This window comes from Rhizobium sp. 768_B6_N1_8 (assembly GCF_051811225.1).
In the GTDB taxonomy this organism is placed as follows: domain Bacteria; phylum Pseudomonadota; class Alphaproteobacteria; order Rhizobiales; family Rhizobiaceae; genus Rhizobium.
This window is the reverse complement of record NZ_JBPWPV010000002.1, coordinates 100,830-124,579: the sequence shown is the minus strand read 5'-3', so window position 1 is coordinate 124,579 and position 23,750 is coordinate 100,830. Positions and strand designations below refer to the sequence as shown.

21 protein-coding genes are annotated in these 23,750 nt (G+C 60.4%); 8 read left to right on the top strand and 13 right to left on the bottom strand.

Annotated features, from left to right (window positions below; genetic code table 11):
• Positions 1 to 52: 52 nt before the first annotated feature.
• The 5 genes from AB8B33_RS24865 to AB8B33_RS24845 all read right to left on the bottom strand — a co-directional run bounded on the left by AB8B33_RS24865 (position 53) and on the right by AB8B33_RS24845 (position 6,929).
• Positions 53 to 1,156 carry an ABC transporter ATP-binding protein gene (locus AB8B33_RS24865; RefSeq protein WP_310390324.1) on the bottom strand — a complete coding sequence of 368 codons (1,104 nt, stop codon included), beginning with the start codon at positions 1,154 to 1,156 and terminating at the stop codon, positions 53 to 55.
• Positions 1,156 to 3,747 carry a GH116 family glycosyl-hydrolase gene (locus AB8B33_RS24860; protein WP_439017392.1) on the bottom strand — a complete coding sequence of 864 codons (2,592 nt, stop codon included), beginning with the start codon at positions 3,745 to 3,747 and terminating at the stop codon, positions 1,156 to 1,158. The genes AB8B33_RS24865 and AB8B33_RS24860 overlap by 1 nt, the downstream gene beginning before the upstream one ends.
• Before the next feature lie 19 nt (positions 3,748 to 3,766).
• Positions 3,767 to 4,618 (bottom strand): carbohydrate ABC transporter permease, encoded by an 852-nt coding sequence (locus AB8B33_RS24855; RefSeq protein ID WP_439017391.1) that lies wholly within the window; start codon positions 4,616 to 4,618, stop codon positions 3,767 to 3,769.
• Positions 4,615 to 5,547: a carbohydrate ABC transporter permease gene (locus AB8B33_RS24850; protein WP_439017390.1), complete on the bottom strand. Its 933-nt coding sequence runs from the start codon at positions 5,545 to 5,547 to the stop codon at positions 4,615 to 4,617. The genes AB8B33_RS24855 and AB8B33_RS24850 overlap by 4 nt, the downstream gene beginning before the upstream one ends.
• Positions 5,548 to 5,645: 98 nt before the next feature.
• Positions 5,646 to 6,929: an ABC transporter substrate-binding protein gene (locus AB8B33_RS24845; RefSeq protein ID WP_113323829.1), complete on the bottom strand. Its 1,284-nt coding sequence runs from the start codon at positions 6,927 to 6,929 to the stop codon at positions 5,646 to 5,648.
• A 209-nt stretch (positions 6,930 to 7,138) separates the two neighbouring features.
• Between AB8B33_RS24845 and AB8B33_RS24840 the strand changes: the two genes are divergently transcribed.
• Together AB8B33_RS24840 and AB8B33_RS24835 are read left to right on the top strand one after the other, a co-directional pair.
• On the top strand, positions 7,139 to 8,170 hold the full coding sequence (locus tag AB8B33_RS24840) for a LacI family DNA-binding transcriptional regulator (RefSeq protein WP_113323830.1): 1,032 nt from the start codon (positions 7,139 to 7,141) through the stop codon (positions 8,168 to 8,170).
• Between the two features lie 130 nt (positions 8,171 to 8,300).
• Entirely contained in the window at positions 8,301 to 9,134 is an 834-nt protein-coding gene (locus tag AB8B33_RS24835) for an inositol monophosphatase family protein (RefSeq protein ID WP_439017389.1), read from the top strand.
• Positions 9,135 to 9,140: 6 nt separating this feature from the next.
• Here the strand turns inward: AB8B33_RS24835 and AB8B33_RS24830 are convergent, their stop codons facing one another.
• From AB8B33_RS24830 to AB8B33_RS24810, 5 genes are all read right to left on the bottom strand, one after another.
• Positions 9,141 to 10,220, bottom strand: coding sequence for an ABC transporter ATP-binding protein (locus tag AB8B33_RS24830; RefSeq protein ID WP_439017388.1), 1,080 nt, complete (start codon positions 10,218 to 10,220; stop codon positions 9,141 to 9,143).
• A gap of 24 nt (positions 10,221 to 10,244) precedes the next feature.
• On the bottom strand, positions 10,245 to 11,066 hold the full coding sequence (locus AB8B33_RS24825; RefSeq protein ID WP_113323833.1) for an ABC transporter permease: 822 nt from the start codon (positions 11,064 to 11,066) through the stop codon (positions 10,245 to 10,247).
• Entirely contained in the window at positions 11,063 to 11,953 is an 891-nt protein-coding gene (locus AB8B33_RS24820) for an ABC transporter permease (protein WP_439017387.1), read from the bottom strand. The genes AB8B33_RS24825 and AB8B33_RS24820 overlap by 4 nt, the downstream gene beginning before the upstream one ends.
• Positions 11,953 to 13,098 carry an extracellular solute-binding protein gene (locus AB8B33_RS24815; protein ID WP_439017386.1) on the bottom strand — a complete coding sequence of 382 codons (1,146 nt, stop codon included), beginning with the start codon at positions 13,096 to 13,098 and terminating at the stop codon, positions 11,953 to 11,955. Before AB8B33_RS24815 ends, AB8B33_RS24820 begins: the two co-directional genes overlap by 1 nt.
• A 301-nt stretch (positions 13,099 to 13,399) precedes the next feature.
• The gene (locus AB8B33_RS24810) at positions 13,400 to 14,737 is read right to left on the bottom strand and encodes an epoxide hydrolase family protein (RefSeq protein WP_439017385.1); all 1,338 of its coding nucleotides are present in this window, start codon (positions 14,735 to 14,737) and stop codon (positions 13,400 to 13,402) included.
• Between the two features lie 275 nt (positions 14,738 to 15,012).
• Between AB8B33_RS24810 and AB8B33_RS24805 the strand changes: the two genes are divergently transcribed.
• The gene (locus AB8B33_RS24805; protein ID WP_439017384.1) at positions 15,013 to 15,396 is read left to right on the top strand and encodes a nuclear transport factor 2 family protein; all 384 of its coding nucleotides are present in this window, start codon (positions 15,013 to 15,015) and stop codon (positions 15,394 to 15,396) included.
• Between the two features lie 178 nt (positions 15,397 to 15,574).
• On the opposite strand, the gene AB8B33_RS24800 is transcribed toward AB8B33_RS24805, so the two are convergent.
• The 3 genes from AB8B33_RS24800 to AB8B33_RS24790 are packed head-to-tail and all read right to left on the bottom strand — an operon-like array spanning position 15,575 to position 18,358.
• The gene (locus AB8B33_RS24800; protein ID WP_037109672.1) at positions 15,575 to 16,714 is read right to left on the bottom strand and encodes a mandelate racemase/muconate lactonizing enzyme family protein; all 1,140 of its coding nucleotides are present in this window, start codon (positions 16,712 to 16,714) and stop codon (positions 15,575 to 15,577) included.
• An 11-nt stretch (positions 16,715 to 16,725) separates the two neighbouring features.
• Positions 16,726 to 17,634: a dihydrodipicolinate synthase family protein gene (locus AB8B33_RS24795; protein WP_113323839.1), complete on the bottom strand. Its 909-nt coding sequence runs from the start codon at positions 17,632 to 17,634 to the stop codon at positions 16,726 to 16,728.
• Positions 17,635 to 17,647: 13 nt separating this feature from the next.
• Positions 17,648 to 18,358 carry a GntR family transcriptional regulator gene (locus AB8B33_RS24790; protein ID WP_113323840.1) on the bottom strand — a complete coding sequence of 237 codons (711 nt, stop codon included), beginning with the start codon at positions 18,356 to 18,358 and terminating at the stop codon, positions 17,648 to 17,650.
• A gap of 123 nt (positions 18,359 to 18,481) precedes the next feature.
• Between AB8B33_RS24790 and AB8B33_RS24785 the strand changes: the two genes are divergently transcribed.
• The 5 genes from AB8B33_RS24785 to AB8B33_RS24765 are packed head-to-tail and all read left to right on the top strand — an operon-like array spanning position 18,482 to position 23,690.
• The gene (locus AB8B33_RS24785; RefSeq protein ID WP_439017383.1) at positions 18,482 to 20,083 is read left to right on the top strand and encodes an ABC transporter substrate-binding protein; all 1,602 of its coding nucleotides are present in this window, start codon (positions 18,482 to 18,484) and stop codon (positions 20,081 to 20,083) included.
• Between the two features lie 21 nt (positions 20,084 to 20,104).
• Positions 20,105 to 21,166 (top strand): ABC transporter permease, encoded by a 1,062-nt coding sequence (locus AB8B33_RS24780; RefSeq protein ID WP_439017382.1) that lies wholly within the window; start codon positions 20,105 to 20,107, stop codon positions 21,164 to 21,166.
• A 4-nt stretch (positions 21,167 to 21,170) separates the two neighbouring features.
• Positions 21,171 to 22,082: an ABC transporter permease gene (locus tag AB8B33_RS24775; RefSeq protein ID WP_439017381.1), complete on the top strand. Its 912-nt coding sequence runs from the start codon at positions 21,171 to 21,173 to the stop codon at positions 22,080 to 22,082.
• A complete protein-coding gene (locus AB8B33_RS24770) occupies positions 22,075 to 22,923 on the top strand; it encodes an ABC transporter ATP-binding protein (protein ID WP_439017380.1) in 849 nt (282 codons plus the stop codon). The genes AB8B33_RS24775 and AB8B33_RS24770 overlap by 8 nt, the downstream gene beginning before the upstream one ends.
• 5 nt (positions 22,924 to 22,928) lie before the next feature.
• Positions 22,929 to 23,690, top strand: coding sequence for an ABC transporter ATP-binding protein (locus tag AB8B33_RS24765; RefSeq protein ID WP_439018843.1), 762 nt, complete (start codon positions 22,929 to 22,931; stop codon positions 23,688 to 23,690).
• The last annotated feature ends 60 nt before the right edge of the window (positions 23,691 to 23,750 follow it).

Sequence of the window (23,750 nt, the reverse complement as noted above, 5' to 3'; positions counted from 1 at the left end):
GCCGACGGCTTCGACCCCGGCCGGCAGGTTGTAGAAGCCGATGAAGCTTGATTCAATTCAGATAGGCATCGCGCCAATCACTGCCAGAACCGATCGTCATGCCAGCCTCGTTGAACAGATGAACGAAAGGCTCTCGTATGACGATCGGGATCCGTTCGCCCGAGACTGCCCGGCTGATGCCACGCAGTGCCACGGTGAAGCCATTCCCGGTCGCCGTCCCGGCATGGATGATCGTTTCCGAACCGAGGACTTCGGTGTCGCCGACCACGATCTGCAGGCTGCCCTCTCCGATTTCGCAATGTTCGGGCCTTATGCCGAATGTGACCGGGGCGCCATCGGGCAAATCGACTTGGCGACCGGGCAAGGGAATGTGGGTGCCGTCCTCAAGCGAAACGCCCATCATGTCACCACTGCGCGCGATCCGGCCCGCGAGAAGGTTCATGGGCGGTGCGCCAAGAAAGCGTGCGACGAAAAGGTTAGCCGGGCGCGCATAAAGCTCGATCGGCGGGCCGACCTGTTCGATGCGGCCTTCGTTGAGCACGACGATCTGGTCGGCCATGGTCATTGCCTCGACCTGATCATGCGTGACGTAGACCATCGTCGACTTCAGCCGCCGATGCAGGCTGATCAGTTCCCCGCGCATCTTTACACGCAGTTCGGCATCGAGATTGGAGAGCGGCTCATCGAAGAGAAAGGCCTTCGGCTCCTTGACGATGGCGCGGCCGATCGCAACACGCTGGCTCTGGCCGCCGGACAGCTGGCTCGGGCGACGGCTCATCAGGTGCTCGATCTGCAGAATATTAGCCGCCTTGGCGACGCGGGCGGCGATCTCCTGCCTGGCAAGTTTCTGGTTCTCCAGGCCGAATTTGAGGTTCTGCTCGACATTCATGTGCGGATAAAGCGCATAGGACTGGAAGACCATCGCCATGCCGCGCGCGGATGGCAGAAGATGGTCGCAGCGCTGGCCATCGATGCGGATTTCCCCTGAGGTTACTTCCTCCAGCCCTGCCATCATGCGCAAGAGGGTCGACTTGCCACAGCCGGACGGCCCGACAAAGACGGTGAACGAACCGTCGGCGATGGCGAGATCAATACCGTGTATGACTTCGAGACTTTGAAAGGCCTTGCGGACTGCCTTGAGTTCAATGCCGGCCATTATGCCACCGTCTTAAGTTCGATCGACTGGCCCGCTTCGATGGGCGTCTTCCCGGCAAGGCGATGCTTGAACTCGTCCACGGCGATTTCAGCGACCCTGAGGCTGCCTCCCAGCACGGCGAGAGTGAGACCATCGCCCTTGCGGGTCAATGTGCCGAATGCGCTGCCGGCTGACCAAAATAGACGATAGTCGCCTTGCACTTTCGGTGCGAAGGCAAGCGTGCCGGAGACGAAATCGGCGCTGAGCCCCGAGAAGGCATTGACCAGCTGCCAGGCCGACATCGAGCGCGCGTAATAGGAGCCGCATTCGATATCGTTCCAGGGGTTGCGGCGCGAACCGTCATGGCGGTTGCGGGCGCCGCAGACAATATCCATACCCTCCTCGATGAGGCCATGCATGATGAGGTGCGAGGCGGCCATATATTCGATGCCGGTCCAGACCTCTTCGGCATAGGGCGCAGCCACCATCGGCTGGCGAATGCCCTCGGGATAGGTTGCAATCAAAAGCCCTGCCTCGTCTTCATAGGCATAGTTGCGGCAGGGATTGAAGTGATCCTCCAGCGTCGGGCGAAAATTGTTTCTGTGCACCGATTTCAGCGCGATCCTGACCTTGTCGGCATCGAGGAACCCGCCGATCCCGGCGACCTCCGCATGCCATTGGCCGAGGATCTGATCGGAGATGCAGCCCTCGCCCATCTGGTATTTGAGCTCTTGGAATTCCTCCGACCAGTAGGTTTCCATGAAACCATCGACGAGAACGCCGGCGGCGCGGCCGACATCGAAGGGTATCAGCACGTCCTTGTCGGAGAGATCGATCTTCTGGATGAACCAACGGCCGTTGAAGAGTTCGGAATTGATATAGGCCGCACCGGCTTTGCCCATGCACGCCGTCTTTTCCGAGAGCTCGGTATCGCCGAGGACCGCCGCCATTTCGGAAACGCCGAGAAGGGCCGCCACATACATGGAGGCGAGCCACGAGTTCGGCCCGAACAGTTCCATATCGAGGGTCTGGTGCTGGCGGCCTGAGAGAATGCCGGTCTGATCGGGATCCCAACGGTCAGGATTTTCGGGCGACCAGGCATATTCGATGGCTCGTTTGACATTCGGCCAGTAGCGGCGCAGCCACTCGGTATCGCCGCAAAGCTTCCAGTCTCGATAGGTCTTGATGATCGCGCCGAAATGCCCGTCGGCGCAGGGGCCGATAATATCGAAACCTGAGCCGAGCGGCAGCTTCTGGCGGAAAGTCAGCCCGCCGGTCGGCAACTGGTTGTAGCTGAATTCGGTCTCGCGCAGCGTCCGCTCGATGGCAGGGAAAAGATGCGAGACCGCCTGCTGGTAATTCCAGACATGGGTGCAGGTGCCCTCGCAGGAACCATCCTGGGTATGTTGGCCTTCCCAGGCCCAGAGTTCGCCATTCTCCAGCCGGATGCAGGTCGCGGTGCGCAGCAGCGCCAGCGTCGCGCTCGCCGCGTCCTTGACTTCTGCCGGAAGCGTCGTTTCGAAAAGTCCGTTGCGGAAGGCCGCGGTTTGCAAGTGCAATGCGTCCCAGCGCGTCAGGGCTTCAGTAGCGCTTGCGGTCGAATCCGCCCATTGCGTCGCATAATAGTTCGTCCAGCCCGGCGTTGGCCGATCGGGAATGGCCCCATCAGGCTTGTCGCGATAGGCCCAGTAGACATCGCCTTGCGGGAAATTCCACGTGATGACGAAGCGCAGCTTCTTACGTCCTCCGGGTGCCAGGACGAAGCGGGCGCCGAGCGTGCCGTGTTCCGGCTGCAGGCTCATGTGCCGGGAGCTGCGCGGTTCATCGTAGTGTCGCTTCGGCAGACGACCGGGCCTTGCAAACTCCTTCCAGTAGACCGAGAGATCGTCGAACCACTGGCCCCGATAGTGATGGTCGGTATGGTCGACGTCATCAGCGTCCGTTGCGATCGTCAGATCGCCGCGTTGCGTCGCCGGCAGCGTCGTGTCAGACGAGGTCAGATGCAGGCTGCTGATCCCGCCTTCCCGTCTGAACGTGTGGATGCCGCTGTTCGAGCCGTAATTGCCGAGCGTGCCGGCAAGCGTATAGGTCAGTTCGTCCGCGGTATCGTTGACAACATCGAATTCGAACATCGCAACCGGCATCGAGGAATCGCGGTCGTTGTGGGGAATGAAAGGGCTCAGCGCCGTCAGCCTGACGCCGCCGGGGAAACGCTGATCCTTGAAGACGAGATCGGCGATCGGGAAACGCCCGTAAAAATCGACCTCTTGGAAATGCGGCACGCCGACCAGCGTCTGGCGGTTGGCGCCATGGCCGAAGCCGTCAAACATCTTGCGCAGGCCCGGCGCGCCGGAAGGGTTCAGATCATAGGGGCCGTTGAGCACACGGGCATCGACCAGTTCCCCACCCTTCTCGGCCTTGATGGCGAAATGCGAGTAGCCGTTATAGCCCTGCAGCGCCGGCCGGTTGCGGATCGACCAATCGATCAGCCGGCCGCTGCCGGAGATCGACAGGCCGCCGGAGCCGATGCCGCCGAGAGGAAAAGCAATATGGCGCGTGCGTGCGCCTTTATAGGCAAAGCGAGGTTCGATGGAAGCGAGATCATCCCACATGAAATCAATGTCCCTGATGTTAGTTCTTGATGCCGCTCATCGTGATGCCTTCGATCACGAATTTCTGGGCGAGGAGAAAGAGGAGAACGACGGGCAGGATCGACATGCTCATCGCCGCCATCACCACCGAGAGATTGCCGGAGGCCATGTAGCCGCGCAGCACGTCCATCGCGACCGGAAGCGTCAGCGATTCATTCGAGCTCAAAAGCACCTTAGCCTGGAAATAATAGTTCCAGGTCTGGGTGAAAGTGATGATGCCGAGGGCCGAGAGTGCCGGGCGAAGCTGCGGTAGCGAGATCCGCCAGAAGATCTTGAAATAGCCGGCGCCATCCATCAGCGCCGCTTCCTCCAGCGCCTTCGGCTGGCTGAGCATGAATTGCCGCACCAGGAAGATGCCGAAACTGGAGGTGAGATACATAAGCGCCAGCCCGATCGGCTTGTCGAGCAGGCCGAGCCGCGCATAGCCGAGATAGATCGGCAGGATCGTCACCTGGGCTGGAAACATCAGTCCGATAAGCAGGATGAAGAACAATGTATCGCGTCCGCGGAAGTTCAGCCTGGCGAAGGCGAAAGCCGCGAACGTGCAGGTCACCATCTGGCCGACGGTGACGATGACGGCGATCATGACCGAGTTGAAATAGATCTCCAGGAACGGCACGCGCGAGGCCAGCACCTGCCGATAGTTGGTGAGGTCGAAATTCGGCGGCAGGAAGCTCGGCGGCAGCTTGTAGGCATCCGAGACCGGCCGGAACGACATCGAGAACAACCATAGGAATGGCAGCAGCATGCCGATCGCCATCACCACCATGGTGGCGATGATCGCCCAGTCGATCCAGCGCCGGGCCGCGCGTGTCTGCATCATACTGTTCATTGCTGCACCCACTTGCGCGAGAGGACCTGCTGGATGGCGGTGATGATGAGGATGATCACGGTCATGACGACCGAAATCGAGGCGGCATAGCCGATCTGGAAGCTGCCGAAGCCCTCCTCGACGATCTGGATCGACAGCGAGCGCGTGGCGTCACCCGGACCGCCCTGCGTCAGGATGACGATCGATTCAAACACCTGCAGCGCGCCGATCGAGGCGTAGACGATGCAGAAGAAGACGACTGGCGAGATATAGGGCAGCGTGATGCGGAAGAACTGGCGCCAGGCAGGCGTCCCGTCCATCACCGCCGCCTCCAGGATATTCTTCGGCACGCCCTGGAGGGCTGCGATGAAGATGATCATGAAGAAGCCGGTATTCTTCCAGACGTCCATGATGATGATCGAGGTCATCGCCTGGCCGGCATCGGTGAGCCAGCGTACACCCGGCAGACCGATCAGCCGCAGGTAATAATTGATGACACCGAGATCATCGCCATAAAAATAGGTCCAGACGATCGAGACGAAGGCGGCAGCGATGATGACCGGCAGAAAGAAGGCGAGCCGGAAGAAATAGAGCAGCCAGCCCGGCATGGCGCGGTTCAGCGCCAGCGCCAGTACAAGCCCGATCGAAACGTTGAAGGTGACAGCAAAGAGCGCGAAGCGCAGCGTGTTCCAGAGGATCTGAAGCGAGCGCTGATCTGTGAAGAAGCGGACGAAGTTGTCGAAACCGACCCATTGCGAACCGAGCATTGGATCGTAATAGGCAAAGGCGAGGATCGTTGTGACGATGACAGGCGCGATGACGAAGGTCAGGTAAAGCACCGTTGCCGGCAGCACGAAGAGATAGCCGGTCGCTGCCTGCGCGCGGCGTAGCTGTGGAGGCTGGTGTCTTTCGAAAGTGGCGGTCATGGCATCTGCTCGAATGGCGGACATGGTTTGTCATCCGCCGCGCCCGGAATGGCAGATGCCTGCATGGCAACATGCCACCCGGCCGCGACGGCGGGAGGGCGATCGTGAGAACCCTAGATCGATCAGCCGCCCATGCGCTTCTTCAGCCGCTCGAAGGAGGCGTTGAGCTCGGCATCTGCCTGCTTCACGCCATCGGCGATCGAGACCTCGCCGGCCATCATTGCCGTGTAGTAGCGGATGAAGATCTTCTCGACCTCCTGGAAATTGGCAGGAGACGGCACAGCCTTGGTGTTCGGCAGCGTCTGGTAATAGAGCGCGGCACTCGGCGGGAAGCTCAGGAAACCCGGGGTCTCGGCCGCCGACTTGCGGCCGGGAACGCCGCCGCCCTTTTCGCCCTCCTCCTTCTGCGTCTCCTCGCTTGTCAGCTCAAGGATCAGCGCCTTGGCAAGATCGGGCTCTTTGCTCGTCTTGGCGACAGCGTAACCGCCGAAGCCGATCACGGTCGTGTCGGTTACCTTGCTCGGCGGAATGGCGACATCCATGTTGAGCTTGTTGTTCTTGGCGCTCTGGACGATCCAGTGGCCGCGACTGATCATCGCCACCTGGCCGGCCATGAACTGGTTGTCCATCATATCCTTGCCAGGGATCGGCGAGACGCCGTCGACATGGATGAGGTCGTGGAGGAACTGCAGGCTTTCGGCGACCTTGGGGTCGAGCATGTTGGATGCCGTCCACTCGTCGTTGATAGCGCCGGTGCCATTCGAGAAGAACCATGGCTGGACGAAGAAGTTCTGGTTCGGCACCTCATAACCGAACTGGGTGACATTGCCCGACGCATCCTTGACCGTCAGCTTCTTGGCGACGTCGCGGAATTCGTCCCAGGTCCATTTGCCGTCCTTCGGATAGGCAATCCCGGCCTTGTCGAACAGATCCCTGTTGTAGTTGATCATGATGTTGTTCCAGCCGATCGGGATATAGTTGATATCCCCCTTGTAGCTCGACTGCTTGAAGAGGCTCGGCGCGAAGTCGGAAAAGCCCGGATTGGCGGCCACGAAATCGTTGAGCGGCAGAAAGAGAGAGCGCGACGAGAAGCTCTGGAAGGTCTCGATCGCCGTGCCATAGACATCGGCCTGCTGGCCGGAATTGAACTGGCTGAAGACCTTGGTGACATAGTCGCCCCAGCCGGTCGAAATCGGATCGACGGAAAGCTCGACCTTGACGTTGGGATATTTCTTGTTGAAACGCGCAATCGCGTTGGTCATGGCCGATAGTTCGGCGTCACCGCCGAAGCCCTGCATCTTCAGGGTCGCCGTGACATCCGATTGCGCAAAGGTGCGGCCGACACTTGCGCCGACGGCAAGAGCGGCAGACGAAATCAGCAGCGAACGCCGCGAGAACTCATGCATGTGATCCTCCCTATGCGCCTCCTCCGGCGCGTTCCCATCTATCCGGCCTCCACCGGTCGAAACGTTTCGTATGCTGTTACTGAAATATCGCGGATCCAGCTCTTCCTCGGTCCCGCGTGGCGTCATTTGCTTAGTCGAAACGTTTCGTATAAGAGCATCAGAAGGCCCTCGTGGCAAGAGGGTTCGACAAAAAGCGCTGGGGAGGATGCATGGCCACCATCAAAGACGTGGCAAAACGGGCGGGTGTCGCCATATCGACTGCATCGGCCGCGCTCAACCGCTCAGCTCCCGTCAGCGACGAGGTGATTGCCAAGGTCGAGGCTGCCGTCCGCGACATCGGATATATCCCGCATGCCGGCGCGCGCAGCCTGCGCATGGGCCAGTCGCGGCTGATCGGCCTGATATTGCCCGATATCACCAACCCACATTTCGCCAAGGTCGCCAAGGTCGTCGAATCCGCCTGCCTCAATGCTGGTTACATGGCGGCGGTCTATTCGACGAGCGAGGATCATGATCGCGAGCAGCAGATCCTGACCATGATGCGCATGCAGCGCGTCGAAGGGCTCATCATCATTCCGACACGCTCGGATGCCGAACATGGCGCTCGCATGGTCGACAAGATCCATGTGCCGACGATCCTGCTCGACAGCTTCATCGAGGGCTTGCCCTATGACGTGATCAAGCTAGACAATATCGCCGCCGGCCGCATCGCCACGGAGCATCTGATCGGCCTTGGTCACAGACGGATTGCAGTGACCGTCGGGCGCAACAACATCATCACCGGTGAAGATCGTCTTGCCGGCTATATGCAAGCCCATGCCGCCCATGACCTGCCGGTTGATCCAGGTCTGCTGCTTCAGGGGCGTTTCGACCAGGCGCTCGCGCATGACAGCACAATCAGGCGCATGCGCGAGCCGGATCCGCCGACCGCGATTTTTGCACTGTCGAACATGATGACGCTCGGCGTCCTGAATGCGCTGCGCGAATTGGGTATTAGAGTGCCTGATGACGTCTCGGTCATCGGGATAGACGATTTCGATTTTGCAAACATCATGAACCCACCGCCGACAGTCGTTGCGGCCCCGGTGCTCGAGATGGCCCAAAAGGCGATCTCCACGCTTCTCAGCGAGATCTCCGACAAAACGCCGCCAAGTGCCGCGCGGACGATCTTTTCCCCAAAGCTGATCCTTCGCGAATCCTGCGCGGCACCCGCAGCCGAGCGGGCAGAGAGCATGACCTGAGAAGCAGCAGTCGATTGAGATCTGCGCGGCGTCGCATACCATTGTGTTCGCTTCATAAAAGCATCATGCGCATTTGCAATGAGAAGCACTGAACTGCTCGCCATCCTCAGTCATCACACGGATTGTCTTCATGAAATTGTCTTCGACCGCCGCGCGTCTGTCACCAACAGCCTCGCCCCGCCTTCTCGTACTCGCCGAAACAGCCCTCAAGGCAGGAGAGACGGCGCGCAATGCGCTCAGACGACGCACGGCCGCCGAGATGGTCCACAAGGCGCCGCGCGATTACCAGACGGAAATCGATGTCGCGGTTGAACGGATCATCGTCGAGGAGATGATGGGCGCATTCCCCGCCTATGCGATCCAGGGCGAGGAAGAGGTCGGCAACCGGCAGGCCGGCGCGGATGCACCGGTCATCTATATCGACCCGATCGACGGCACGACCAATTTTGCCTGGGGCATCCCGCATTTCGGCATGACGATCTCGATCGCCGAGGCCGGCCGTGTCGTTGCGGGCGTCGTCTATGACGCCATGCAGGACGAGCTCTTCAGTGCGGAGGCCGGCAGCGGCGCCTGGCTGAACGGCGAACAGATCCATTGCGCCGCGGTTGCCGATATCCAGAACGTGCTCGTCGGTGCCGGCCTGCCGATCCCCGGCCAGGTCAAGGCGGTCCCGGAAGAGCTTTATTTCGATGCCGTCAAGCGCCTTATGGCCAATACCGCCGGCGTGCGTCGTCTCGGTTCGGCAGCGCTTTCGATCGCCTATGTCGCCTGCGGCCGGCTGGACGGCTTTTTCGAGGACGGCCTGTCGGTCCATGACTTTGGCGCCTCGGCACTGATGGTCGAGGAAGCGGGCGGTATCGTCACGAGGTTTTCAGGCGCCGCCGTCACCGGCAAAGGCGACATCCTGGCGGCAAGCAAGGCACTCTATCCCTGGCTGCAGGAAGGTTTTCAGCCGAAGGCCTGAGACACGTCAGGCCGTAAAGAGCGGCTGCACGGTTGCAGCCGTTGCTGCCACTGCCGATTGGTGGATCAGCGCATTGTCGCGGAAGGCGAAGAAGCCGGAGCAGCTGGTAGTGACGGCCATCCCGGCTCTGATCATATCGGTCGGCGCAAACATTGCCTTCAGCCGGATACCATCGGCAAGATCGATATCGACAATCTTGTGCGTGCCGAAATCGCTGACCCGGTGGACGGTCGCGTCTGCCGGCCGGCTGACAGGGCGCACCGTCAGGGCTTCCGGACGCATCGCCAGCGTCACCGGACCATCCGCAACGGGGATCGAAAAGCCGAAAAGCGGATGCGTGCAGACCCCGTTGCGGATCTCGCTCTCAACGAAATTCATCGAGCCTATGAAGCCCGCGACGAAAGCCGTCTGTGGCTCGCGATAGATTGTGCTCGGCGGAGCCACCTGTTCTGTGCGGCCATCGCGCATGACGACGATGCGGTCGGCAAGTGCCAGGGCCTCGTCCTGACCGTGAGTGACGAACAATGTCGTGATGCCGAGCCGCTGCTGGATGTCGCGGACCTCCTCCCGCAGCCGCTCGCGCAGATGCTGGTCGAGGCTGGCGAACGGCTCGTCCAGCAGCAGGATCTTCGGCTCGAGGACGAGCGAGCGGGCAAGTGCGACGCGCTGCTGCTGGCCGCCGGAAAGCTGCGTCACTGCGCGCCGTCCGTAGTCGGCAAGACCGACGAGGGCGAGAGCGTCCTCGACGCGCTGGCGGATCTCGGCCTTTGGGAGGCGCCGCAGCTTCAGGCCGAAGGCGATATTGTTGAAGACATCCATATGCGTCCAGAGCGCATGGCTCTGGAAGACCATGCCGGTCGGGCGCCGCTCCGGCGGCAGGTTCGTCACATCCCTGGCGTCGATGCGAATGCTGCCTTCGCTCGGCCGCTCGAAGCCGCCGATCATGCGAAGCAGCGTCGATTTGCCGGAACCCGAGGGGCCGAGCAGGCAGACGAGTTCGCCGTCACCGACCTCGAGCGAGAAGTCGCGGACGGCAAAGGTGTGGCCGAAGCTCTTCGCAACGCCTTTGATCGCCAGATGTGCCATTCTTGAAACCCTTTCTGCCGGCGTTCAGGCGCCGAAGCCCCGCGCGAAGGCGCCGGTCCCGACGACGCGCCGCGCAAATATCAATGCCGCAAAGGACGGCACCCACAGCATGACGGAGAGGACCGCGCCATATTGCACGACGATCTGGTTGTTGATGAAGCTGATCATCAGCACCGGCATGGTACGGATCTCCGGCGCACCGATCAGCCAGGCGCCCTCCGTCTCGTAGAAAGTGCCGACGAAGGTCAGAAGCACTGCCGCTGAGATCGTCGGCGCAGCCTGCGGCAAGGTGATCGACCAGAAGACGCGAAGCGGCGTAGCACCGGCGTCGCGTGCTGCCTCCTCCATGCGCCGGTCGACATTCTGGAAGGCGGCAACCGGGATCCAGATCATCAGCATCAGCGTGCCGACGAGCTGGATCAACACCACGCCCCAGAAGGTGCTGATCAGCCCCATCTGCAGGAAGATGCCGGCTATCGCCACCAGCAGGCCGAATTTCGGAAAGGCATGTGAAGCGAGGAACGACAGGAACAGGATATTGCGGCCAGGAAAACGCATTCTTGCGAAAGCATAGGCGGCCGGAAGGCAGATGATTGCCGAAAGCAGCGTCACCGTCGCCGTCAGCCGCAGGCTGAGAAACAGCGCATCCCAGACATCCTTGCGCGCCAGCGTCTGCGACCAGAAACGCAGGCCGAACTGCTGGGGAATGACGGAAGGATAGCGCCAGACCTCGGTGAAGGCCCAGGTGGCGACAACCAGCAGCGGCAGTGCGATGAACAGCGTGAGCAGGAGCGAAAGAGCAAAGCCTGTCCAATCGAATTTCAAGGCGGTCGACTGGCGCATCATCGGCCCTCGCGATTGCGGGCGATCGACCAGACGTAGAAGATGCCGAAGAGAAGACAGAAGCCGAAGGTGATGACCGCCTGCGTGAGCGCACTCGGCGGATCGTTCATGTCGGCAAAGGTGCGCTGCATGAAAGGCCCCATCATCTCCGGCGAGGCGGGACCGAGCACATAGGGCAGTGTGAAGGCTGAGAATATGCCGAGAACGGCAAAGGAAGCGGTGACCAGCAGGGAATTGCCCATGCGCGGCAGAATGATCGAGACAAAGACCCTGATAGGCGTCGCGCCGACGTCGCGGGCCGCCTCGATGGAGCTATTGGAAACGGACGTGAGCCCCGCCGTCAGCATCAGCACGGTCAAGGGCAGATTGTCCCAGACGAGGCCGATGACCGGTCCCCAGGGCGTCAGATAGGGGCTCGGCAGCTTGGGAAGGCCGACGGCATTGAGCAGGATGTCGACCGTGCCATTCGGTCCGATCGTGCGGATCAGCGCATAGGAAAGGATGATCGAGGGCACGAACATGGGAAAGATCGCGAGGCCCTGCACATAGGCGGCAAGGCGACCGTCGGAAAAGCGCAGGTAAAGGGCAATCGGAAGGCCGATCACAAGCAAAAGCAGGCCGCAGATGAAAGTCGTCCACAGCGTCAGCCAGAGGTTGGCCAGACTGTAACCATCAGTGAAGAAGAATTGGTAGGAGGCAAGCGAAAACTCGGTCGTCCCGTCCGGCTGACGGACGAAGATGGTGGTCGTAATCGCCGAGAAGATCGGAAAGATGATCAGCCAGCCGACCAGAAAGACCGGCATGCCGACGAGGAGGAGCCCGTAAAGGCTCCCCCTGCCTGGAGACTGAGCGCGGCGCGCGACCGCAGGCTGCGCGGCATCCGCCGCCATCAGGTGCGGCTCATTCCGGGAGCGACGTTGCGGTACCAGCCGTCATTGATCGCCTTTTCCCAATCGCCGCCCGGGAAGGTCGGGATGGTCGCCGGGATGACGTCGGCATATTTCTTGCGCAGGTCTTCAGAAATGTGATCCCAGGAAACGCCCGGGAAGCCGCCGATCTCGGTGATGATGGCTTCCTGCATCTCGCTCGTCAGCATGAAGGCTGCGAGCTTGAGGGCGGCGTCCTTGTTGGCGCCGTTCGTGAAGATCGTCATGGCGGAAAAACCGCCGCAGAGCGCGAGGTCGGAGAGCTGCACGAGGCCGGTCGTCTCGGGCAGAACGCCCTGGGAGATCGCCTGCAGGACCTGGTCGGACCAGACCGGAGCGATGGTGACGACGCCCTGGGCGAGCAGCTGGATCGACTGCGTGTTGCCGGCGGTATAGGCGCCCTTCTGGTAGAGCGACGGCGCGAGATCGTTGAGGATCTGCCAGGCCGGCGTCAGCGTCTGGCTGGCATAGTCGGCAGTAAAATTGTCGATCTTGAACTTCTTCGGATCGCGGCCGTTGGCTTCATGGATGGCACGGCGGACGAAATTGCCGCCCGAACCGCCCTTGTCCGGACGATTGTAGATGAACTGGCCGGGATTGGCCTTGATCCAGGCCGTCAGCTGTTCCCAGGTCTTCGGCGCATCCTTCTGGTCGAGCTTGGTCTTGTCATAGGCAAGCAGAACCTGCGAGCCGCGATAGGGCAGCGCGTAGGGCGTATCGAAAGCGAGCGGGTTGACGCGGTCGAAGCCCTGGACATTCTCAGCGGAGAACTTCACCCAGAGACCGGCATCAATACCACCGGCCGGAAGGCGCGGATCAAACTGTTCGAAGAGATCGGCCTGCGGATCGGTCTTGGTCTTAAGTGCTGCAAGAGTACGGTCGGCAATGGCGCGCAAGCCATTATTGTCGCCGGCATCGGTGACCTTCAGCGTGACGTCCGGATGAGCTTTTTCGAAAGCCGGACGGATGATGTTGTTCCAGAGGTCGATGATATTGGAATCCGAGCCGCTGTAGAGGTCGATCGTGCCTGCGGCGGCCGAGGCGAAGCGCGGAAGAACCAGAAGGCCCGCAGCCGCCGACGATGTGATCAGAAATTCGCGTCTATTCATATCCTGTCTCCCTTCGCTATCGAGGCTGCGCCCAGATGAGTTCTGAGACTTGCTAGCCCTGGCGCGTAACATCGGAATGACAGAAGCGAAGAGAAATGCACACGTGTGCCTGGCCGCCTCCCGATTTTCGTTGGGCATTCCCCGACGATGGCATCTTCGACGAAGGGGCGGCAAAATTCCAGGCGCCTCCGGGCCGATCCGGATCATCAACCCGATCGACAGGACATCAATTTTGTTTGCGGCGGCGACGTCTTGTCGGGTTGGGGTGGCCCTCGAGCGAGGACCACCTATTTCGACGTCGTCAGCGTACTGACTTGAAAGCCGCTCTCACTTCCTCGGCGAAGAGCTGGGGCTGCTCCCAGGCGGCAAAATGCCCGCCTTTTTCGACCTGATGATAGTATGTCAGCGAGGGATAGGCCTGCTTGGCCCAGCTTTCCGGTGCACGATAGATCTCCTTCGGAAATACCGTGATGCCAACCGGGATTTTGATGTCCTTCGTCTTCTGCGCCTCGGCGCTGAAGTTGTTGTTGTTGTTCTCCCAATAGAACCGCGATGACGATGCGCCGGAATTCGTCAGCCAGTAGAGCGTGATGTCATCAAGCATTTCGTCCTTGGAAAAAACGCGCTCGGGAACGCCGCCACTGTCGCTCCATTGGGCAAATTTCTCGTAGATCCAGGACGCCAGGCCAGACGGCGAGTCGGCAAGCGAATAGCCGATCGTCTGCGGCCGGGTCACCATTATCGCGCCATAGGCAGCATTTCGTCCGAAGAAGGTGCTCAAGGAATTATACGCTTCTCGCTCGGGCGACGACAGGCTCGCGGGGGCCGGGTCTCCGCTGTTGATGGCCTTCATGAGGTCGCCCGGAACCGTCGCGGGCATATTGAGATGGATTGCCAGCAAGCCCTTCGGCGCCTGGCGCGCCAACGCGTCGGAGATCACCGAACCATGATCGCCACCTTGAGAAACATAGTGGTCATAGCCGAGCCGCTTCATCAGGACGTCCCAAGCGCGGGCGACCCGCTCCGGTCCCCAGCCCTGATCGACCGGATGCCCGGAAAATCCGTAGCCCGGTATCGAGGGGATGACCACGTCGAACGCATCTTCCGGCCGGCCACCATATGCCGTCGGGTCCGTGAGAGGACCTATGGTCTTGATGAACTCAAATACCGATCCGGGCCAGCCATGTGTCAGAATGATAGGAAGAGCGTTGGGATGGCGCGAACGAACATGGATGAACTGGATGTCGACACCGTCGATCGTGGTGACAAATTCCGGCAATGCATTGAGCTGCGCCTCGGCCTTGCGCCAGTCGTACTGAGTTCCCCAATAGCGAACCAGTTCCTGGACCTGTGACAGCTGGATACCCTGAGAGGCGTCGTCGACCGTCTCCTTGTCTGGCCATCGGGTGTCAGTGATGCGTCTGCGCAGGTCGTCGAGTTGCGACTGCGGAACGTGGATCTGGAACGGACGGATGCTGTCGTCTGAACTCGTAGCTTTCGTGGCGGCACCCGAAGCAAGATCGGCGGCATGGGCCGGCAATGCATAGGCTGCCGGAATGAGCAACAGAGAACCAAACGCCATGGCGATTACTCGATCGGCGATGCCACGCCGCGTTGAAACATTGTCGGTCTTCGTCATGAAACACTCTCCTTCGATTGCGGCCGCATTCGCAGCGCCTGTTAACGAAGAGCGGTTTCAAGGATTGACGTGTCCCGCATATTTCGAAAATCGGCTGAAGTGTATCAGCGTGTACCGGCGACGCAGATTGCCGGCAGTTCTCCCCAGGCGTATCCTTCGAACGATCCGCGGTCGGCTGCATTGGCAGGGGCACCCATGACGCCCCTGCGAACAGCGAAAGCACGACTATTTGCTGTCCCGAGGATGATGGCCGCAAACGCGGGTTGGAGATCCCCTTGGAAGATCGAACAATTCAAAAGACATTGGAGCGCCATTGGGAGGCTTCGGACGCAAACGATTTCGACGTCGAACACGAGATCTATCACGAAGATGCCTTTTTGGATTATCCGCAATCAGGGGAGCGGATCCGCGGCAGGCACAACATTCAAGAAAGCCGGTTCGTCCAGCCAAACAAGAAGCAGTTTACAGTCCGACGAATTATCGGCAGCGGAGATCTGTGGGTCACCGAATTCACACTCACCTATGACGGCACGCCCTCTCATGCCGTCAGCATCATGGAATTTCGTGACGGGCTGGTGGCCCGTGAAACGCAATATTTCGCCGATAGTTTCGAGCCATCACCTTCTCGGGCACATCTTACAGAGCAGATGACGAAATAGACTTTTCCTTGATGGGGCAAATTCCCGCTTAATTCACGACGCAAGCATTTGCGCGTCATCGAGAGCCGGGAAAGTGGCCATGTTCCCCGCATAGCTGGGAAGTGCGGAAAGCGCGATCACGATCTGTGGCGCGCGCTTCCCTAGCGTTAAAGCAAGCTTGTCATTTCAACGGAACCAATCAGGGATAAGCCGTCGATCCATCCGGCTTGCGGGTGATTTTCCGCTCCCAATGAATGTAGTCTTCCGTCTGCAATGCCTTTTCATCGATTTCCAAACCCCAACCCGGACGGTCGGGCCGCAATTCCATATGGCCATCGACCGGCATATACGGATCGGCCGCCCATGGCGCGTGGACATGGGGCTTGAACTCAAGGACCTTGAAGTTCGGCTGTGCGGCGCAGAAGTGGATATTGACCGCGGTCGCGAGCGGCCCCATCGGGTTATGCGGCGCGACGGTTACATAGTGAGCCTCAGCGATTGTTGCGATCCTGCGCATTTCCGTTACGCCGCCAACAACGCATATGTCGGGCTGGATTATGTCAGCGCCACGGGCCGACAACAGGGAGAGGAATTCGAAGCGATTGTAGAGAGATTCTCCCGTCGCCAACGGGACGGAGACTTTCGACTTCAGCTCGGCCCATGCCGGAATGTGCTCCGGCCGGATCGGCTCCTCGTAGAAAAGCGGATCATTTGGGGCAATCGCCGCAGCGAGCTGCACCGCCTGATAGGGCTCGAAGATCTTCGCATGAGCGTCAAATGCGAATTCGAAATGCGATGGCGTAATCTCGCGTATCTTGGCGAACCAGTCACCGGTTTCCTTTACAAGCTCGCCCCAGCGACCGGCATGCAGGTCGCGGCGGAAGGGGCTGAGCTTGAAAGCCGTGTAGCCGTATTTTTCGTTCAGCTCGAGGGTCTGGTCCTGCGCCGTCTGCGGGTCCGGCGCGGTATAGACACCGCAATAGACGCGCACCCGATCCCGAACGTTGCCGCCAAGCAGCATGTAAACCGGCAGGCCGGCGGCCTTGCCGGCGATGTCCCAGAGCGCGTGATCGATCGCCGAAATCGCTGCAAGCCCCAGCGCGCCCGGCGGAAAACGGCACTGCTGATTGAGTTTCAGCACAAGGAATTCCACTCGGCGGGGGTCCTCCCCTTCGATCTGATGGAAGAGGTAGTCGAAGAGCGGCGGCAGCGCCCAGTCGGGGCCGTGATTGTAACACTCGCCCCAACCGGAAATGCCTTCGCTCGTCTCGATTTTCAGGAGCAGCCGCGGCCGGTCGTCGACGCGCTGCATGTAGGTCTTGAAGCCGGTGATATGCATGCGATTCTTCCTCAGGCGGCGCGGTTCTTGCCGCTTACATTGTCGACGATTGCGCGCAGTTCCGCGCGCTCCGCGTCCGTCAGACTTTCAACGCCGGGAAGGCGAACAGGGCCGACATCGGTTCCGAGCATGCCGAGCGCCTCCTTGACGACCGTGACATTGGCGCCGTTCAGATATTTGGTGCGCAGCGCTTCGAAACCGGCGATGTCATCGATAAGAGCACGGGCAGCCGCGTAGTCGCCGGCTTCCAGCGCCTGATGGATGGCATGCGAGCGCTCGGGGAAAACATTGACGAGGCCCGAGGTAAAGCCGCGAGCACCCATGGCATAGAAGGCAGGCGCCCAGCCCTCGGCAAGCCCGCAGACCCAGATCGCCGGCGCATCCTTCGTCGAGCGGATGACCTCGGCAAGCAGCATCAGATTTCCGGATGCAAACTTGATGCCGGCGATATTGGGATGCAGAGCAAGCTTGCGGAAATCGGCGGCCGAGAACGTGTCGCTGCGGACATAAGCAATGACAGGGACAGTGGACGCTTCGGCAAGTTCGAGGAAATATTTCGCCTGGTAGCTCGGCCCGGCAAAGGGATCCATCGGATGGTGACCCATGATCGCGTCAGTGCCTTCGGCAATCGCGTGACGGGCGAGCGCCTTGGCTTCCGCCAGCGAACGCCCGACGGCGGCACTGATAAGAGCCTTGCCATCCGCAGCCTTGATCGTGGCGGCATGGACCGCTTTTACCTCGTCCATCGTCAGGGTGAAGAATTCGCCCGTATTGCCGGCCGCCATCAGATTGTGGACCCGGGCGCTGGCGAGGCGCGCGATCAATGCGGAAAGCTTGGCGAGATCGATGCTGCCATCAGCCTTGTAGGGGGTCACCGGAACGCCGGAAATGCCCGTCAGGGCCTTGCGAATCTTGTCCATTCCCACGGTCACGTCAAATGTCCTCTTTCTTCCTGAATACGATGTTGAGATAGGTTTCGCCGGAGCGGACGACGTGATCGCGCATTACCCGCTCGGCCTTGTCGCTGTCGTTCGAGACGATGGCGGCAGCGATGGCGGTATGCTCGGCGAGAGCCTTGTCGCGCTCCTTGTTGTCGGAATGAATGACGCGGCGAATGCTCGCGTCATAGAATTGCTGGCGCTCGATCATGCGCGAGAGATACTGGCAGCGCGAGGCGATGTGGATCTGCTCGTGAAAGGTCTCGTTCAGGGCAATGAGATCGTCTGCACCGCCATCGGCCGTGGCCGCCTTCATCAATGCGACCGTATCGCTGAGCTTCCTAGCTTCTTCGTTGGTGATCCGCTTGGCGGCGAGATGCGCGATCATCGATTCCAGAGCAGCGCGAGCCAGGATCATTTCCTCCGCCCATCCGGCGTTGAACCGGATCAGCACCCCACGGCGCGGCAGGGTTTCAACCAGTCCTTCGGTCTCGAGCTGCCGGAGCGCCTCCTTGATCGGAGTGGTGGAAACACCAAGCTGCTCGGCGAGCTGGCGCTCGTTGACGCGCTCGTCGGCGCGAAAGCGACCGGACAGGATCGCCGCCCGCAGCGTCTTATGAACATGATCACGAAGGGTCGTCAGGAATCGCGGATCGATCTTTTCGATGCGGTCGTCGCCCGCCCCACCCTCCATCTTATTTTCCATAAGCCGAAAATTCTCCCGTTGACGACAAAATCGTTTTGTGAGATCTGATATACCAGATTTCAGATCGATGTCGATATCAAAATTCGCTCTGATGTGTTTGCAGAGATGCTTGGGAGGAAGAAAATGAAGATCCAAAGACGCGGGCTATTGATCTCGTCGGCGCTTGTTGCCGTGAGCCTGATGATGCCACTGGCTGCGGCCGCAGCCACGCCGAAGGACCAGCTGGTCATCGCGACGAACATGTCGTCGATGCGCGGCCTCGATCCAAACGAAATCAATCAATTGGAAGCGGCTGAAATTGTCGCGAACCTTTATGAGCGGCTGATCGTGTTGCCGGCCGACGATATTACCAAGCCGGCTCCGGGCGTCGCCGAAAGCTGGAGCGTCTCGCCGGACGGCAAGACCTTCACATTCAAGATCCGCTCCGGCATCAAGTTCCATTCCGGCAATCCGCTGACGGCAAAGGACGTCGAGTGGTCGCTGCGGCGTCTCGTCAAGTTGGGGCTCGCGCCATCCGTCGACCTTCGCCAATGGGGCTTTACGGACAAGAATGTCGACGATCTGATCAAGGCGAGCGACGACACCACCGTAGTCCTCCAGACGCCCAGCCTCTGGAACCCCAACCTGATCCTCTATTCGCTGGCGAGCTTCTCGACCTCGATCCTGGACAGCAAGTTCCTGGCCGAGCATGAAAAGGACGGCGATATGGGGCGCGAGTTCCTGCAGGCCAACGACGCCGGCTCGGGGCCTTATGCACTGCGCACCTGGCGCGTCAATGACCTGCTGATCGCCGATGCCAACAAGGATTACTGGCAGGGCGCCCCCAAGATGCGGCGTGTCGTTCTCCGCCATATGCCGGAATCCTCCGGCCAGCGCCTGCAGCTTGAGGCGGGTGACGTCGATGTCGCGACCCGTCTGTCCTCCACGGATCTTGCGGCCGTCGAGTCCGGCGGCAAGGCCGACATCCAGAAGACGCCGGGTTTCGGTTTCTATTACCTCGCCCTGAACCAGAAGGACGAGGTTCTTTCCAATCCCAAGGTCCGCGAAGCCTTCCGATATCTGATCGACTATGACGGCCTCGCCAACACCGTCATGAAATATTACGGCATCAAGCAGCAGACCATCATTCCGGCCGGCCTGCCGGGTGCAAGCGAGGTCAATCCCTACAAGCTCGACATCGAAAAGGCCAAGCAGCTGCTCGCCGAAGCCGGCTATCCGAATGGTTTCTCGAAGGTCTATTACGCAACGCCGGTCACCCCGGAATATGAGGTTGCGCAGTCCCTGCAGGCGAATGCCGCCAAGGCCGGCATCAAACTCGATCTTCAGGGCGGCGATCATATCGGCAAGTTCCGCACGCGCGAATTCGAGATCTTTTCGGCGCGATCGGGTGATCGCCTGCCGGATCCTCACGCGGTTCTCCAGTCCTATGCAACCAATGCCAATAATTCCGACGACGCCAAGCTGACGGGCCTGAATGCCTGGCGCACCGCCTGGGATGTGCCGAAGGATATTCAGGATATGGTGACTGCGGCCGCCCACGAGACGGATCAGCAGAAGCGGGTCGATCTCTATGCGAAGATCAACAAGGCCTATCTCGAATCGTCTCCGCCGCTGATCACCTCCTTCCTGCGCACCGACGCGAAGGCGGTTCGCAAGGAAGTCAAAGGCTATATCGGCCATTCGACATGGCTGACGCGCTGGGACACCGTTTCCAAGGGCGAGTGACCTCCTCCAAGGGAGAATGACGTGAGCATTTCACAAACATCCGAGGCCGCATCGGGCGGCGGAGCAGCCGTGCTCGACGCAGTGCGAAAGGTGGCGACATCCTTCAGCGTTATCCTGACGACGCTGCTCGGCCTGCTGATCATCACCTTCGTCGTCGGCCGCATGGTCCCGGCTGATCCGGTCATTGCCGTGATCGGGGACCAGGCCGACCAGGCGACCTATGAGCGGGTCTACAAGGAGATGGGGCTGGACCAGCCGCTCTATGTCCAGTTCGCGACCTATCTCGGCAATGTCGCTCACCTGAACTTCGGCCAGTCACATGTGACCAAGAACCCCGTGGCAAGTGATCTTGCCCGGGTTTTCCCGGCGACACTGGAGCTTGCGACGCTCGCAACGATCATCGGCGCCGGCCTCGGCATTCCGCTCGGTATCATCTCCGCTGTTCGCAAGGGAACATGGGTCGATCATCTCGCGCGTGTCGTCGGGCTGCTCGGGCATTCAACGCCGATTTTCTGGCTCGGCACCATCGTCATCCTGGTCTTTTACGCCAAGTTCGGGCTCATCCCCGGCAGCGGCCGACTGGACGTCTATAATGAAGGGCTGGTCGAAGGACCGACCAACTCCATTCTCGTCGATGCAATCATTGCCGGCGAATGGGAGGTTTTCCGCGATGCCTTGCTGCATGTCACAGCCCCTGCCCTGATCCTCGGTTATGCGGCCATGGCCTATCTCAGCCGCATGAGCCGCAGCTTCATGCTGGAACAGCTTCGGCAGGAATATGTGCTGACGGCGAAAGCCAAGGGCCTCGGCCAGCGCGCCATCGTCTGGCGACACGCCTTCCGCAATATCCGGGTGCAGCTTCTGACCATCGTGGCACTCGCCTATTGCGGTCTGCTTGACGGCACGGTTCTCATCGAGACGGTCTTTGCCTGGCCCGGCCTCGGGCAATATCTGACCTCGGCTCTCTTCTTCGCGGACATGAACGCGATCCTCGGCAGCGTGCTCCTGATCGGCATCATTTCGATCGTCATCAACCTGCTGTCCGATATCGCCTACCGCTTCCTCGATCCGCGTACCCGGTGACATCATGGCGACACGCTATTTCAACGATCTCCACAATTGGCTGATCAACGAGGAATTTTCCTCGACCCGGCAGGCACGCTTCCACAAGGCCTATGTCCTGTGGCTGAGCCTGCTTGCAAATCCGCTGGCTTTTGCGGGTTTTTTGGTTGTGCTTGCGCTGGTGCTGGTCGCCGCCTTCGCGCCGATGCTCGCCAACTACGACCCCATTGCCCAGGATCTGACGATGGCGCTGAAGCCGCCATCTGCCGCGAACTGGTTCGGAACCGATGAGTTCGGCCGCGACGTCTATTCGCGTCTCGTCTATGGCGCACGCACAACGCTCTATATCAGCATCCTGGTGACGGTCATCGTGGCGCCGATCGGCTTTGTGATCGGTGCCACTGCCGGCTATCTCGGCGGCTGGGTCGATGTCGTGTTGATGCGCATCACCGATATCTTCCTGTCTTTCCCGAGCCTCGTTCTCGCACTCGCCTTTTCTGCGGCGCTCGGACCTGGGATTGAGAATGCCGTCATCGCCATTGCGCTGACCGTCTGGCCGCCGATTGCCCGCCTGGCGCGCGCCGAAACATTGACGTTCCGCGCCGCCGACTTCGTGGTCGCCGCCGAGCTGCAGGGCGCCGGCATGGGCCGCATCCTGCTCCATCACATCGTGCCGCTCTGTGCTCCCTCGATCATCATCCGACTGACGCTCAACATGTCGAGCGTCATCCTGACGGCGGCCGGCCTCGGTTTCCTCGGTCTCGGCGCCCAGCCGCCGATGCCCGAATGGGGTGCAATGGCAGCGTCGGGCCGGCAATATCTGCTCGACGCCTGGTGGCTGACGACTGTTCCGGGCATCGCAATCCTCGTGGTCAGCCTTGCCTTCAATCTGCTGGGCGACGGCCTGCGCGACATCATGGATCCCCGAAATGCCTGATCAATCCCAGCCGATCCTTTCGGTCAAAAACATGTCGGTCCAGTTCCCGACCCTGTCGGGCGTCGTCACGGCCGTGAAGAACGTCTCCTTCACCGTCGGGCGTGAGAAAGTCGGCATCATCGGCGAATCCGGCTCCGGAAAGAGCACGACCGGACGCGCCATTATGCGGCTGCAGCCGGCGACCGCCAAAGTGGTTGCCGACGAAATGCGCTTCGAGAATGTCGATCTCGTGCGAGCAAGCGAGGCCGATATGCGCTCGATCCGAGGGCGGCGCATTTCGATGATCCTGCAGGACCCGAAATATTCGCTCAACCCGGTCATGACGGTCGGCGAGCAGATCGCCGAAACCGTCATCCTGCATGAACGCGTCAGCCGCCGCGAGGCGCGCAAACGCACACTCGCCATGCTGGAACGGGTCAACATTCGCGATCCGGAGCGCGTCTTCAACCTTTATCCGCATGAAGTCTCGGGCGGCATGGGACAGCGCATCATGATCTCGATGATGCTGATTTCCTCCCCATCGCTGATCATCGCCGACGAGCCGACCTCGGCTCTCGACGTAACCGTGCGCCAGCAGGTCCTGTCGATCCTCGACGACCTGATCACCGAGCGCAACATCGGGCTGATCTTCATTTCGCACGATCTCAACCTGGTGAAGAGCTTCTGCGATCGAGTGATCATCATGTATGCCGGGCGTATCGTCGAAGAGCTTGAAGCCGCAAAGCTCGAAGAGGCAACCCATCCTTACACACGGGGTCTCTTGCAGGCGTTGCCGAGCCTCGACCACCCTCGAGACCGCCTTGAGGTCCTAAGGCGAGACCCGAGCTGGGCGGAGGCATGAGCATGATGATGTCAGTCAAAAATCTTGCCGTTTCCTTCGGCAGCGGCCACTCCGCCAAACAGGTGGTCAAGGATGTTTCCTTCGACGTTGCTCCGGGCGAGACGTTCGGCCTCGTCGGGGAAAGCGGATGCGGCAAATCCACTGTTCTCGGCGCGTTGGCCGGCAGGATCAAAGCATGGGATGGCTCGATTGCGATCGACGGAGAGGCAATCACCGCCAATCGCTCAAAATCGCAGCTCGCCAAGCAGCAGATGGTCTTCCAGGACCCATTCGGCTCGCTTCACCCGCGTCACACGATCGGCCGCACGCTCCTCGAACCCCTTGAAATCCATGGCGTCGACCGGCACAGGGAGCGCGTAGAACAGGTGTTGCGTGACGTCGGCCTGCCCCCATCCTTCTATCATCGTTTTCCGCATCAGCTCTCGGGCGGTCAGCGCCAGCGTGTCGCAATCGCACGTGCCCTGATACTGAAGCCGCGTGTGCTTCTCCTCGACGAGCCGACATCCGCACTCGACGTGTCCATCCAGGCCGAGATCCTCAATCTGCTGAAGGACCTGCGCGAAAGGGAAAAACTGACCTACATTCTCGTCAGCCACGATATGGCTGTGATTGCTCATCTATGCAATCGCGTCGCCGTCATGCAGGGCGGGATGTTCGTGGAGATCGCTTCAAGAGAGGCTTTGCTCAGCGGAAATGTCGAACATTCCTATACACGCACGCTTCTCGACGGCAGCAGGGGCTACCAACCCACGCGCCGCGCCGGCTAGAGCCGGAATTCGCGTCACATGAGGGCGTGGCCAAGGGCAGCCGCAGGAGCTTCGGCTGCA